General features: G+C 65.4%; 9 protein-coding genes. 5 read left to right on the forward strand and 4 right to left on the reverse strand.

All coding sequences use genetic code 11. From position 1 onward, the window contains the following. Positions 1-46 precede the first annotated feature (46 nt). The 3 genes from lepB to MF607_RS06715 all read left to right on the forward strand — a co-directional run bounded on the left by lepB (position 47) and on the right by MF607_RS06715 (position 3,486). Positions 47-868: a signal peptidase I gene (lepB, locus tag MF607_RS06705; RefSeq protein ID WP_242116789.1), complete on the forward strand. Its 822-nt coding sequence runs from the start codon at positions 47-49 to the stop codon at positions 866-868. After that, complete coding sequence (rnc, locus tag MF607_RS06710) at positions 805-1,533, forward strand: ribonuclease III (protein WP_242116790.1); 729 nt, start codon at positions 805-807, stop codon at positions 1,531-1,533. The genes lepB and rnc overlap by 64 nt, the downstream gene beginning before the upstream one ends. A gap of 366 nt (positions 1,534-1,899) precedes the next feature. Beyond that, positions 1,900-3,486: a choice-of-anchor L domain-containing protein gene (locus MF607_RS06715; RefSeq protein ID WP_242116791.1), complete on the forward strand. Its 1,587-nt coding sequence runs from the start codon at positions 1,900-1,902 to the stop codon at positions 3,484-3,486. An 86-nt stretch (positions 3,487-3,572) separates the two neighbouring features. Here MF607_RS06715 and MF607_RS06720 read toward each other — a convergent pair whose 3' ends face one another. The 3 genes from MF607_RS06720 to MF607_RS06730 form a co-directional block, all read right to left on the reverse strand. Beyond that, positions 3,573-4,022 (reverse strand): hypothetical protein, encoded by a 450-nt coding sequence (locus MF607_RS06720; RefSeq protein WP_242116792.1) that lies wholly within the window; start codon positions 4,020-4,022, stop codon positions 3,573-3,575. An 86-nt stretch (positions 4,023-4,108) separates the two neighbouring features. Then, entirely contained in the window at positions 4,109-4,834 is a 726-nt protein-coding gene (locus MF607_RS06725) for a phosphatase PAP2 family protein (RefSeq protein WP_242116793.1), read from the reverse strand. A 276-nt stretch (positions 4,835-5,110) separates the two neighbouring features. Next, positions 5,111-5,821, reverse strand: a complete 711-nt coding sequence (locus tag MF607_RS06730) for an SDR family NAD(P)-dependent oxidoreductase (protein WP_242116794.1) — start codon at positions 5,819-5,821, stop codon at positions 5,111-5,113. A 141-nt stretch (positions 5,822-5,962) separates the two neighbouring features. On the opposite strand from MF607_RS06730, the gene MF607_RS06735 reads away from it, so the two are divergent. Then, positions 5,963-6,913 (forward strand): hypothetical protein, encoded by a 951-nt coding sequence (locus tag MF607_RS06735; RefSeq protein ID WP_242116795.1) that lies wholly within the window; start codon positions 5,963-5,965, stop codon positions 6,911-6,913. A 39-nt stretch (positions 6,914-6,952) separates the two neighbouring features. Here MF607_RS06735 and MF607_RS06740 read toward each other — a convergent pair whose 3' ends face one another. Further along, complete coding sequence (locus MF607_RS06740) at positions 6,953-9,208, reverse strand: NADP-dependent malic enzyme (RefSeq protein WP_242116796.1); 2,256 nt, start codon at positions 9,206-9,208, stop codon at positions 6,953-6,955. A gap of 170 nt (positions 9,209-9,378) precedes the next feature. On the opposite strand from MF607_RS06740, the gene mutS reads away from it, so the two are divergent. Continuing rightward, positions 9,379-11,949 (forward strand): DNA mismatch repair protein MutS, encoded by a 2,571-nt coding sequence (mutS, locus tag MF607_RS06745; protein ID WP_242116813.1) that lies wholly within the window; start codon positions 9,379-9,381, stop codon positions 11,947-11,949. The last annotated feature ends 579 nt before the right edge of the window (positions 11,950-12,528 follow it).

Below are 12,528 nucleotides of genomic sequence, written 5' to 3' on the forward strand. Positions count from 1 at the left end.
CCCCAAGCCGCTTGACGCCCCGCCTCGCCCCACGCATGGCGGAACCATGGCTCTCGACCCCGCCCCCACGACTCCCGCCACCCCCAAGCCGAAGCGTTCGGAAGGGGCGGACCTGATGGTCTTCCTGTTGAAGCTGGCGATCGTGGTGTTCATCATCCGCTCGTTCCTGTTCTCGCCCTTCTCGATCCCGTCGGGGTCGATGCAGCCGCGGCTGCTGATCGGCGACTATCTGTTCATCACCAAATGGAACTACGGCTATTCGCGCTACTCGCTGCCGTGGAACCTGCCGCTGATCCCCGGTCGCATCCTGCCGCGCACCCCGGCACGCGGCGACGTGGTGGTGTTCAAGGCACCGCCGACCGCCAAGCAGGACTATATCAAGCGCGTGATCGGCATTCCGGGCGACACGGTGCAGATGCGCGGCGGCCAGCTGTTCCTGAACGGAAAGGCGATCCCGAAGCAGCGCATGCCCGATTTCGTGGTGCCGGTGTCGCCCAACACCGACTGCGCCTATGAATTCCAGCGGGTCGTCGCCGAAAAGCAGGTCTGCGCCTATCCGCAATATCGCGAGACGCTGCCCGGCGGAAAGAGCTACAACGTCCTCGACCTCGGCACGACCGAGGCCGACGATACCGGCGTGTTCACCGTGCCCACCGGCCACGCGTTCCTGATGGGCGACAACCGCGACGACAGCGCCGACAGCCGCTTCCCGGCGCGCGAAGGCGGCGGGATCGGCATCGTCCCGCTGCAGAATATCGAGGGCAAGGCGGTCGTGAACTTCTTCTCGACCGACGGATCGGCACAATGGCTGCTGCCTTGGACGTGGGTATCGGCGGCGCGGTGGAACCGCATCGGGGAAGGCTTCTGAGCGACGCGCTGCCCGGCTGGGTCGAACAGGCGCTGGGCCGCGCCCCGACCCGCATCGACGATTACGCACGCGCGCTGACCCATGGCAGCACCGCGAAGGCGACCTATGAACGGCTGGAGTTTCTCGGCGACCGGGTGCTCGGCCTCGCGGTGGCCGAATGGCTCTACGAACGCTTCCCCGCGGAGAGCGAGGGCGCGCTGTCGAAACGGTTCAACGCACTGGTCACCGGGGCGGTCTGTGCCGAAATCGCGCGGTCGATCGGCGTCGTCCCGCATCTGAAGCTCGGCAAGCAGGCGCGCGACGATGGTGCCGGCGACAGCGACAATGTGCTCGGCGATGTGATGGAGGCGCTAATCGGCGCCTTCTATCTCGACCATGGCCATGAGCCTGCCCGCGCGCTGGTCCGCCGCCTCTGGGCTTCCCGGATCGACGCGCAACTGCGTGTTCCCCGCCACCCCAAATCAGCGCTGCAGGAATGGGCCGCCGCGCATAACCGCCGCCCGCCCGAATATGCGATCGTCGACAAGAGCGGCCCCGGCCACGCCCCGCGCTTCACCGTCCGCGTGACCATCGGCAAGCTCGCCGCGATCGAGGCGACCGGCACGTCGAAGCAAGAGGCCGAGACGGCAGCCGCCAAGGCGATGCTCGCGCAACTGGGCGGATAGAGCGGGCTTATCCGCACCCCTCGGCGATCACATGCTGCGGGCCGGTTGCGGAGACGAAGCGCGTCGCTCGACTAATCGATTCCGCTTTGCCGGTCCAAAGCGAAGGTCGCGACGATTGCCATCGGCTTCGTTTCGTGCGTGTCGTCACTTGCGACCCTCACCGCCATTACCTGACTACTCCAGTAATTCAGCTAAATGACAGTAGACGAAGCACTTCCCACTCAACACCGCTCGAAAATAATAGGAAGTTTCCATACCTCAAACGCAGTAAATAGTAAAAAAAGATATACGCGTCCTCTATTTACACTTAAAATCAACCTTGTTATTTGCGACTTGCACGCCAATGCTTTGTCGGGGTAAATAATCATGGTCGATAATGTCATTACGACGCCGAGCAGTGTTTCCGAAATTGAGAATTACCTCAAACCGGGTATGACGGACGGCTTCACGCTGTCGGACATTGCGCTGACCGGCACGTTGAACGCCGTCGGCGTGTTCGACTCGCTTACGCTTTCCGACGGAATCAACTTCTCGCGCGGCGTACTGATCACGTCGGGGTTGGGTACGCCGGCCCGGAGCAACACCGCCACCGGCTTCTCGCAATCCAACGGGCTGCCGGGAAATGCCGATCTGAGCGCCTTCGCGTCGGCCGCCTTTTCGGGGTCGGGCATAACGCGGGACGCTACCGTCCTGACCCTGACCTTCACGGTGACCGACCCGTCGATCAACTCGCTGTCGTTCAAGGTCGCGTTCGGATCGGAAGAATATCCGGAGTATTCGAGCAGCAGCTTTGTCGATATCGGCGCGATCTGGACGGGAACCGGGGCAGAGGCCAAAAACTATGCATTGATCGACGGCAACGTCGCCACCCCGCTCGCCGTCATCAACGAGAATATCAACCTCGGAAACTTCATCAACAACCAGAACGGCCAATTGTCCATCCAGTATGACGGACTGGTCAATGCGCAGACGATCCTCGTGCCGGTAACGATGGGCGTCAACACCATCTACATCGGCGTTGCAGATACCGGCGATACGATCCTCGATTCCGGACTGTTCATCTTCGACATCACCGGTTCGGGGTCCGATACCGGCGGCACTTTCCAGCAGATCGCGGTCGAAAACGGCAAGCAGTACGATGCCAGCGAGAACAACACGATCTTCACCGGAACCGCGTCGGACTTCGACCAGACCAGCTTCAATGGTTTTGACGAGAATGACCAGTTGCTGATTACCGGCAGCTTCTTCGAATCGAGCGGCGCAAAACTGACCGTCGGATCGCTCGACCTGCGGTTCGATACCGATGGTGACGGCCTGGTCGACACGACCATCAAGCTCGAGGATCCGGTACCGAACGCGACCGTCGTGATCGCATCCGGCGGCGAGGGCACGTCCGTGACCCTCGCCCTGCTCGCCGCTACGACGGACGGCGCTGACAGCATCGACGGCACTGACGGGCTCGATTTCCTGTCGGGACAAGGGGGCAATGACGTACTTGGCGGGCTGGGCGGTGCCGATGCACTGTCGGGCGGGGCAGGCAACGACCAGTTGCTGGGTGGTTCAGGCGACGACTGGCTCGACGGGGGCACCGGCAACGACGTGCTGACCGGCGGTGAGGGTGCCGACGTCTTCGTGTTCCACAACGCCACCGAAGCGACCGGCCGCGACCGCATCACCGACTTCGGCGCGGACGACGTGCTGGTCACCACGGCCCGCATCTTCGACAGCAACGAGGACGGCGTCATCGACTTCGGCCGCAACCGGGTGCTGGACCTGGTCGGCGGCGGTCAGGTGACGATCAGCGACAGCGCCGGGAAGGCGGTCCGCGCCCTCGAATTCGACGGCAGCTTCGTCGACGGCGGCGTGACCTATTATGTCTACAGCCGGGTCAATTCGACAACGGGCACCGACTTCTTCGCCAAGGTGTCCGCGACCGAAGTCATCGCGCTATAGGACGAACGTCCGCACCGGGGGGGGGGGGGAATGCCCCCGGTGCGGCGCCGCTGCGATGGCCGTTGCCCGTCCGGCGGGGCGTGGCCTTACTTGGCCGCGCCGGTCTGCTTGTCGAAATCGGCCTTGGTCACGTTCAGCATCAGCCGGTTGCCCTTCACCGCGAACACCTCCGACGGGATCATCGCCCGCGAACTGCCCGACAGCAGTTGCACGCCATCTGGCTTCACCGCCTCGATCGTGCCAAGTGCCGCACCGGTCGAGTCGTAGACGTTCGCCCCGACCAGCAGGTCGGCGGCGACCGCCGGCACGATGCGGTTGGTATTGCGTCGCGTCGGCCGGGCGTTGGTCGTCGTCCCCGCCTCGTCGCGCAGATTGTCGAGCGCGAATTGTTGGTCGCGCTCGCTGCCGGCGCTGCGCGACGTGTCGTTGCCCAGTCGGGCATCGGTCGACGGCGCACCCCCGCTCGGCACCTGCGCCTGTGCCGATCCTGCGCCGCATGCCAGCATCGCGGCCACCAAAGCGAACCTCACCTTCATCCCTACCTCCTGTAACTCCCGCATTCCGCGGCATTGTTTGCGTTAACGCTACGCCTGCGCGGAGCGGCTGGCAAAGGTTTCCGTCGTTACCGCCCGCCGAGCAGCCGCAATTCGATCCGCCACCACCCGATCGCCCACAGCGCGCCGAACAGCCACCCCGCCAGCACGTCGCTCGGCCAATGCACCCCCAGATAGACCCGGCTCGCCCCGATGGCGATCACCAGCAGCACCGCCGCCGTCATCGCACAGATCCGCGCCGCCGGACGCCGCAACAGCGGCCATGCCAGCGTCGCCAGCGTCAGATACACGATCGCAGAATTGGCGGCATGCCCACTCGGAAAGCTGTTCGACGTCTCCGCCATCAGATGCGGGACCAGATCGGGCCGCGCCCGCGCCACCATATGCTTGACCAGCACATTCGCCCAACTCCCGCTCGCACAGGCGACCGCGACCAGCGCCCCGGTCCGCCATCGCCCCATGCTGCCTAGCAACAGCGCGACGAACGCGACGACGATCGTCAGCACCGTCGTACTGCCCAGCGCGGTCACGTCGCGCACCATCGACGCGAAGCGCACCGAGCCGATCGGCACCCCGTCACTGCCGCGCAACGCCAGCAACAGCCGCCGGTCGAGCGCGAAAACGTCGCCCTGCATCACCCGCGTGCCGAGGAAGAACAATAGCAACAGCACGCCCCCGGCGGTCGCGATGCCGACGATGCTCCATGGCATGCGGCGCGACGGGCGGAGTTCGGGACGCAACGGATCGACCATACCCGACCGAACGCGGCAGGCGGCGAAACGGCTGCCGATCATGCGGCGAATCCGGGGCGGTCGATATCGAGCCGTCCTCTCGGCCGACCACTTCCTTTCCGGCAGACGATGGCCGTGTGGAAGGTTCGCGCTTGAGCATGCCCTCGCGCCGGCGAGACTTCTGCAAAAGTACCGCCTCGTACCCCGGCGCATTCGGAGGACGGCGGTACGGACAATTGTCCCCGACTTGATCCGGGGTACCGCTTTTCCAGCACGCCAAGGACGAAGCAGCCCCCGGGTCGCGCGCGGGTCAACGATCTTCACGGCGGCCCGATTACGTCACGGCGCGATCTCTGCCCCGTCCCATGCGAAGATGCGGCCACTCTGCGCGGGGGCGAGGGCGTCGAGGACAGCGAGCAGCCGCTCCGCGCTATGCTTGGGGGTGAACAGCTTTTCCGCCGGCACGCCGCGCTGGAACGGTTTGCTCAGGCCCGTGTCGACGGTGCCGGGGTGTAGCGCGACGCACACCGCCTGCGGCCGGGTGCGCGCGAGTTCGATCGCGGCGGTGCGGACCATCTGGTTCAGCGCCGCCTTCGACGCGCGATAGCCGTACCAGCCGCCGAGACGATTGTCGGAGATGCTGCCGACGCGCGCGGAGATGCAGGCGATGGCGGCCGGCGCGTCGCGGGCCAACAGTGGTGCGAAATGCTTGAGGACCAGCGCCGGACCGATGGTGTTGACGGCGAACAGATGCGCCAGACGTTCGGCGTCGAGATCCCGCAACGACCGCTCCGGCCCGCCGCCTTCGTCGTGCAGGATCCCGGTGGCGACGATGACGCGGATCAGCGGCGCTTCGATGGCCGTGGCGGCTGCTTCGATCGACGCCGGATCGGCGATGTCGATCGGGTGATATTCGACATTGCTTTGGAGTGGATCCGGCTTGCTACGGGCGGCGGCAATGATGCGATCATAGCTATCGGAGGCAGCGAGTTCGGCGACCAACGCCGCGCCAATGCCGCCATTTGCGCCGATAATTAGGGCTGTCTTCATATGCGCTCCCGATGTCCTGAAAAGAACGACCAGGTCCTCACTCGATATCCCGCCGGTACGTCGGCGGATCATTCGACGCGCGGCGCGGCGTCATTCCTAAACATGATTGCGCGGCACCGGCTGCGCTTGTCTACTTTTACGATGCTCGCGCTTCTCGCCGCTCTGGCAGCTTCGTCTGCCACCCCCGCGCCTTCCGTCGAGTTGCGTATGATGATCCGGGATGGTCGCCGCATCGTAGCGGAATCAGGCGATATAGTATGGCCCGGTATCGGCACAGTCACGTTGCCGATCGACCTGATCGAGAACGACCGCGAGATACTGTTCTGCGGCCGGCACGCCCTGGGTTTCACACCCGCTGCGATCGATCGGGTCACCGGGTGCGGAATGCAGTGGCGCAAGCGGGGACTGCCCGTCGATCTTGCCGCGGCGTCGACAATGGGTGACCAGCCGCTAATACAAATGGGCCTGCCCGGCACCCTCGAACTGTCGCGTGCGCAGTGGATCGTCACGCTGCTGCACGAAAGTTTTCATCAATATCAGGCGTCGTTGCCGGGATATCAGGCCGCCGTCGATGCTATCGGGGTCGATTTGAATAGGCCAGGGGGCGGCTGGTTCCTGTCCTACCCTTTCCCCTATGCTCGCCAAGACGTGGTCGCCGCGTTTGCGAGGATGAACCGGTGCGCCCAGGCGTTTCTCGCCAACCAATCGCCCAAAAAGGTCCGCCAACTGGTCAGCGATTATGTGACGGCCCGCCGGGAAGCGGAAGCGGTCGTCAGCCCAAGGGACTGGCGTTATTATGAGTTTCAGGTCGGGCAGGAAGGTGTAGCGCGCTGGTATGAATTACGGCTCGCTCGGAGCGCAGGTCGCCGGGACCGGCCGATCGCGGCGGTCGCGACCGACAAATGGGACGGTCTTGTCACCAGCCTGCGCGCTACCGAAGCGCAGGGACTGAGCATCTGGAAGCGCAACGCGCTCTACGTTTTCGGCGCGGTCGAGGCAGAGATGCTTGATCAAACCGTGCCCGACTGGAAGCAGGTTTATCGACAGCGCCCGTTTTCGATCGGAGCCCAACTGGCAAATGTAACTAGATAGGCAGTTGGCGGGGGGGCGCTCAAAGAACGCCCCCTCTCGTCACCCCACCATGCCACCGGCCGCCAGCACCGCCAGCGTCACCAGTTCGTTGGCGGTGCTGGTCATCGGCGCGATCTGCACCGGCTTTTCCATGCCGATCAGCATCGGGCCGATCACGTCGTCGCCGCCAAGTTCGCGGAGCAGCTTGGCCGAGATATTGGCCGATTGCAGCCCCGGCATCACCAGCACATTGGCCGGGCCCGACAGGCGGGCGAAGGGGAAATTCGCCATCTGACGCGGGTTGAGCGCGACGTCGGGGGCCATTTCGCCCTCATACTCGAAGCCGACCTGCCGCTTGTCGAGCGCGGCCACGCCGTCGCGGACATTGTCGATCCACTGGCCCTCGGGATTGCCGAAGGTCGAGTAGCTCAGGAAGGCGACGCGCGGTTCGTGGCCCATGCGGCGGGCGACGGCGGCGGTGCGTTCGGCGATGTCGGCCAGTTCCTCGGCGCTCGGCCGTTCGTTGATCGTGGTGTCGGCCATGAACACGGTATGGCTCTGCCCGACCAGCAGGTGGATGCCGAACGGCACCTTGCCACCGACCGGATCGATCACCCGCCGCACGCCGCGATAGGCCTGTGCATAGGTGCGGGTGATGCCGGTAATCATCGCATCGGCGACGCCGAGCTGCAGCAGCACCGCGCCGAAGGTGTTGCGATCCTGATTGATCATCCGTTCGCAGTCGCGCTTCAGAAAGCCGCGACGCTGCAGGCGCTGGTACAGGAAGTCGACCATCTGCGGCACCATCTCGCTGGTGCGGCTGTTATGGACTTCATATTCCTCGGGGTTCGCGACACCCATTGCGCGCAGACGGTCATAGACGTCGTCGCGGCCGACCAGCACGGGGATGCCATAGCCGCCTTCCTTGAACGCGATCGCGGCGCGCAGCACGACTTCCTCTTCGCCTTCGGCGAACAGCACGCGCTTGGGATGCGCACGGGCGCCCTCATAGGCCATGGTCAGGACCGAGGTGGTCGGGTTCAGACGCGCGCGCAGCTGCTGGCGATAGGCGTCCATGTCGAGGATCGGGCGCGTCGCGACGCCCGAATCCATCGCCGCCTTCGCCACCGCCGAGGGGACCAGTTCCATCAGGCGCGGGTCGAACGGCGCGGGGATGATGTATTCGGGGCCGAAGCTGTGCTGCGTGCCATAGGCCAGCGCCACTTCCTCGGGCACGCGCTGCCGCGCCAGTTCAGCGATGGCGGTGGCGGCGGCGATCTTCATCTCGTCGTTGATGCCGGTCGCGCGCACGTCGAGCGCGCCGCGGAAGATGAAGGGGAAGCCGATGACGTTGTTGACCTGGTTCGGATAGTCCGAACGCCCGGTCGCAACGATCGCGTCGGGGCGCGCCGCCTTGGCCAGTTCGGGGCGGATTTCGGGTTCGGGATTGGCCATCGCGAAGATGATCGGCGACGGGGCCATGTCCTTGACCATTTCGGGCTTCAGCGCACCGGCGGCGGACAGCCCGAGGAACACGTCGGCGCCGTGCAGCGCTTCGGTGAGCGTCCGGCGATCGGTGGCGGCGGCGTGCGCCGACTGCCACTGGTTCACATCGTCGCGCCCCTGATAGATGACGCCCGTACGGTCGCACATGATGACATTGTCGTGGGCGACGCCCATCGCCTTCATCAGTTCGGTGCAGGCGATGGCGGCGGCGCCCGCGCCGTTGACCACGACCTTGACCTCGGACAGCTTGCGCTTGGTCAGCAGGCAGGCGTTGATCAGGCCGGCGGCGCAGATGATCGCGGTGCCGTGCTGATCGTCATGGAACACCGGAATGTTCATGCGCTCGCGCAGCGTCTGCTCGATGATGAAGCATTCGGGCGACTTGATATCTTCGAGGTTGATGCCGCCGAAGCTCGGCTCCATCAGCTCGACCGCGTCGATGAAGCGGTCGACATCCTCGGTCTTCAGCTCGATATCGATCGAATCGACGTCGGCGAAGCGTTTGAACAGGACCGCCTTGCCCTCCATCACCGGCTTGGACGCCAGCGCGCCGAGATTGCCGAGGCCGAGAATGGCGGTGCCGTTCGAAATGACCGCGACCAGATTGCCCTTGGCAGTATAGTCATATGCGGTGGCGGGATCCTCGTGGATGGCGCGGACCGGCACCGCGACCCCGGGCGAATAGGCGAGCGCGAGGTCGCGCTGCGTCGCCATCGGCTTGGATGCGATGATTTCGATCTTGCCCGGGCGCCCTTCCGAATGGAACAGCAGCGCCTCGCGCTCGGAAAACTGGTCGGTGGCTTCGGACACTGGCGCTTCTCCCGTTTGTCAGCGGCTTTACGCAGGCGAAGGCGGATCGGGCAAGGGTGTTATCCCGGAAGTTGGGAAGCAGCATGGCGTTGCCCTCCCCCGCCCATGCCGGTATCGCACGGCCCATGGCGACCAAGGCTCGGGCGGAGGATTCCCCCGCCCCCACCCCGATGATGCAGCAATATCTGGCGTTGAAGGCGGAGGCCGACGATTGCCTGCTCTTCTACCGGATGGGCGATTTCTTCGAGCTGTTTCATGACGATGCGAAGATCGCCGCCGCCTGCCTCGATATCGCGCTGACCGCGCGGGGCGAGCATGAGGGTGCGAAGATCCCGATGTGCGGCGTGCCGGTTCATGCGGCGGAGGGGTATCTGGCGCGGCTGATCAAGGCCGGGCACCGCGTCGCCATCGCCGAACAGGTCGAAAGCCCCGAGGAAGCGAAGCGTGCGCGCGGATCCAAGGCGTTGGTGGCGCGCGCGATCGTTCGGGTAGTGACGGCGGGGACGCTGACCGAGGAAGCGCTGCTCGACGCGCGCGCGGCCAACTGGTGCGTCGCCATCGGCGAGGCGGCCGGGGGCGTGGCGATCGCCGCCGCCGATGTGTCGACCGGCCGGTTCGAGGTGATCGAGACCGATGCCGCAGGGCTCAGCGCCGCGCTCGCCCGGTTGCAACCGGTCGAGGTGGTCGCGGCCGAGACGTCGGCGTTCGCGGAGACCGCGACCTGCCTGCGCGGGCGCGCCGATTTCGACAGTGCGGCGGGCGAGGCGCGGCTGAAGACGCTGCACGGGGTCGCGACGCTCGACGGGTTCGGGCAGTTTTCGCGTGCGGCGCTGGCGGCGGCGGGCGGGCTGATCGCCTATCTCGACCATACCGCACGGGGACAGTTACCGTTCCTGCGCCCGCCGGTCTGCGCCGCCGATGGCCAGTGCATGGCCATCGATGCCGCGACGCGCGAGAGCCTCGAATTGACGCGTACCGCCGCCGGCGCGCGCGCGGGCAGTTTGCTGGCGGAGGTCGACCGGACGGTGACCGGCGCAGGCGCGCGGCTGCTGGCGGGCGACATCGCCGCGCCGTTGATGGACCGTGCCGCGATAGAGGGCCGGCTGGCGGCGGTCGGCTGGGCGCATGACGATCCAGGCCTGCGCGACGAACTGCGTACCACGCTGCGGGCGTTGCCCGATATCGGCCGGGCGCTGGGGCGGATCGCGGCGGGGCGTGGATCCCCGCGCGATCTCGGCCAGTTGCGCGACGGACTGAGCGCCGCATGGGCGTTGGGGCAGCGGCTCGACAGGCTGGCGACGGTGCCGCCGCTGATCGCCGACCTCGCGCCGCGCCTGCGCGGGCATGGCGAACTGATCGACCTGCTGACGCGCGGTCTCGTGCCGATGCCGCCGATCGATGCGAGTGCGGGCGGCTATGTCGCCAGCGGTTTCGACGCGGCGCTCGATGCATTGCGCGATACCGGCGCGGGCGGGCGGCGGGCGATCGCCGCGCTGGAGGCGCAATATCGCGAACGCACCGGCATCGCCGCGCTGAAGATCCGGCATAACGGCGTGCTCGGCTATCATGTCGAGGTGCCGGCGCGCGCCGCCGACAAGCTGATGGCGGCCGACAGCGGCTTCACCCATCGCCAGACGCTGGCGGGCGTGGTGCGCTTCAACGCCCCCGACCTGCACGAAGCGGCATTGAAGGTGACGCAGGCCGGCGCGCACGCGCTGGCCGCCGAGGCCGCGCATCTCGAGGCGTTCACCGAAGCCGCGCTGGCCGACCGCGAGAGCATCGCCGCCACCGCCGACGCGCTCGCCCGGATCGACGTGACGGCGGCGCTCGCCGAACGCGCGGCGGAGGGCGGCTGGGCACGGCCGACCCTGGTCGATCATGCCTGTCTGGAGATCGTCGGCGGGCGGCATCCGGTGGTCGAGAGCGCGGTGGCGAAGAGCGGCGGGCGGTTCGTCGCCAACGACTGCCGCCTGTCGGAAACGTCGCGGCTCTGGCTGGTCACCGGGCCGAACATGGGCGGCAAGTCGACCTTTCTGCGGCAGAACGCGCTGATCGTCGTGCTGGCGCAGGCGGGCAGTTTCGTGCCGGCGACCTCGGCGACGCTGGGGCTGGTCGACCGGTTGTTCAGCCGGGTCGGCGCGTCGGACAATCTCGCGCGGGGCCGGTCGACCTTCATGGTCGAGATGGTCGAGACCGCCGCGATCCTCGCGCAGGCGACGCCGCGGTCGTTCGTGATCCTCGACGAGGTCGGGCGCGGCACCTCGACCTATGACGGCCTCGCGATCGCATGGGCGGTGGTCGAGGCGATCCATGAGGATAATCGCTGCCGCTGCCTGTTCGCGACGCATTATCACGAGCTTACCCGGCTGGCCGAACGCTGCGACGCGCTATCGCTCCACCATGTCCGCGCGCGCGAATGGAAGGGCGATCTGGTCCTGCTCCACGAACTGGCCGAGGGGCCGACGGATCGCAGCTACGGCATCGCCGTCGCGCGCCTCGCCGGCCTCCCCCCGGCGACGCTGCAGCGCGCCAAGGCGGTGCTGGCGAAGCTTGAGGCCGGCAAGGCCAAGACCGGCGGGATTGCGGCAGGCCTGGACGACCTGCCGCTGTTCGCCGCCGTCGCAGCGGTGGAAGCGGCGCCGGTCGATACGCTGCGCGAGGCGCTGGGGGAGATGGATGTCGACGCGATGTCACCGCGGGAGGCGATGGAGGCGCTGTATCGATTGAAGGAGTTGGTTTAAAAGTTGAGCTCGTCCTTTCGCTTCATATCCGCTTCCAAGCAGTTTAACTGAACCTGCGTTCTGGTAATTATACATAGCATAGCCAACCATTTAACATGGTCTGCGAATGACAATAGTCAGTCATTCAGAAAGTTTATTACGATAAAAGTTATGCTTGTTATTTGTTCAGTCGACATATACTTTATGATATACACCAACTCTCAAAGTTTATTTAATTGAACGTTTATTTAAATTTAAAACAATCATGCACGATGCGGCGTATTCGCCTTATCGATTGTTAGGTACACCCGCACGTAGGCGCTGGATTTGTATGTCGGCGTGTAAATCACGGCCATTGCTAGGATTGTTTACGCGACTTTGACGCCAGTCGCGCCAAGTAATGGGGAACTTGTATTGCCGCCCGGTTAATCCGTTATTTCCATCGCTGCCTCCAGAAACCCACGCCCCGCGCCTGAGCTGCCCCCTTCTGAGTGGTCCATCGACTATGACAGTCTGGATCAAGGAAGGGACGACGAATGCCAGCGAAGAAGCACAAGCCGGAGGAGATCATCGGCAAGCTGCGTGAGGTGGAGATCATGC

The organism is Sphingomonas lacusdianchii, from assembly GCF_022664395.1.
GTDB classification, from domain to species: Bacteria; Pseudomonadota; Alphaproteobacteria; order Sphingomonadales; family Sphingomonadaceae; genus Sphingomonas; species Sphingomonas lacusdianchii.

Coding starts and splice junctions, on each gene's coding strand:
- rnc (WP_242116790.1), top strand. CDS start 805: ATGGCTGCTGCCTTGGACGTGGGTATCGGCGGCGCGGTGGAACCGCAT.
- mutS (WP_242116813.1), top strand. CDS start 9,379: ATGATGCAGCAATATCTGGCGTTGAAGGCGGAGGCCGACGATTGCCTG.
- MF607_RS06730 (WP_242116794.1), bottom strand. CDS start 5,821: ATGAAGACAGCCCTAATTATCGGCGCAAATGGCGGCATTGGCGCGGCG.
- MF607_RS06725 (WP_242116793.1), bottom strand. CDS start 4,834: ATGATCGGCAGCCGTTTCGCCGCCTGCCGCGTTCGGTCGGGTATGGTC.
- MF607_RS06735 (WP_242116795.1), top strand. CDS start 5,963: ATGCTCGCGCTTCTCGCCGCTCTGGCAGCTTCGTCTGCCACCCCCGCG.
- MF607_RS06720 (WP_242116792.1), bottom strand. CDS start 4,022: ATGAAGGTGAGGTTCGCTTTGGTGGCCGCGATGCTGGCATGCGGCGCA.
- MF607_RS06715 (WP_242116791.1), top strand. CDS start 1,900: ATGGTCGATAATGTCATTACGACGCCGAGCAGTGTTTCCGAAATTGAG.
- lepB (WP_242116789.1), top strand. CDS start 47: ATGGCTCTCGACCCCGCCCCCACGACTCCCGCCACCCCCAAGCCGAAG.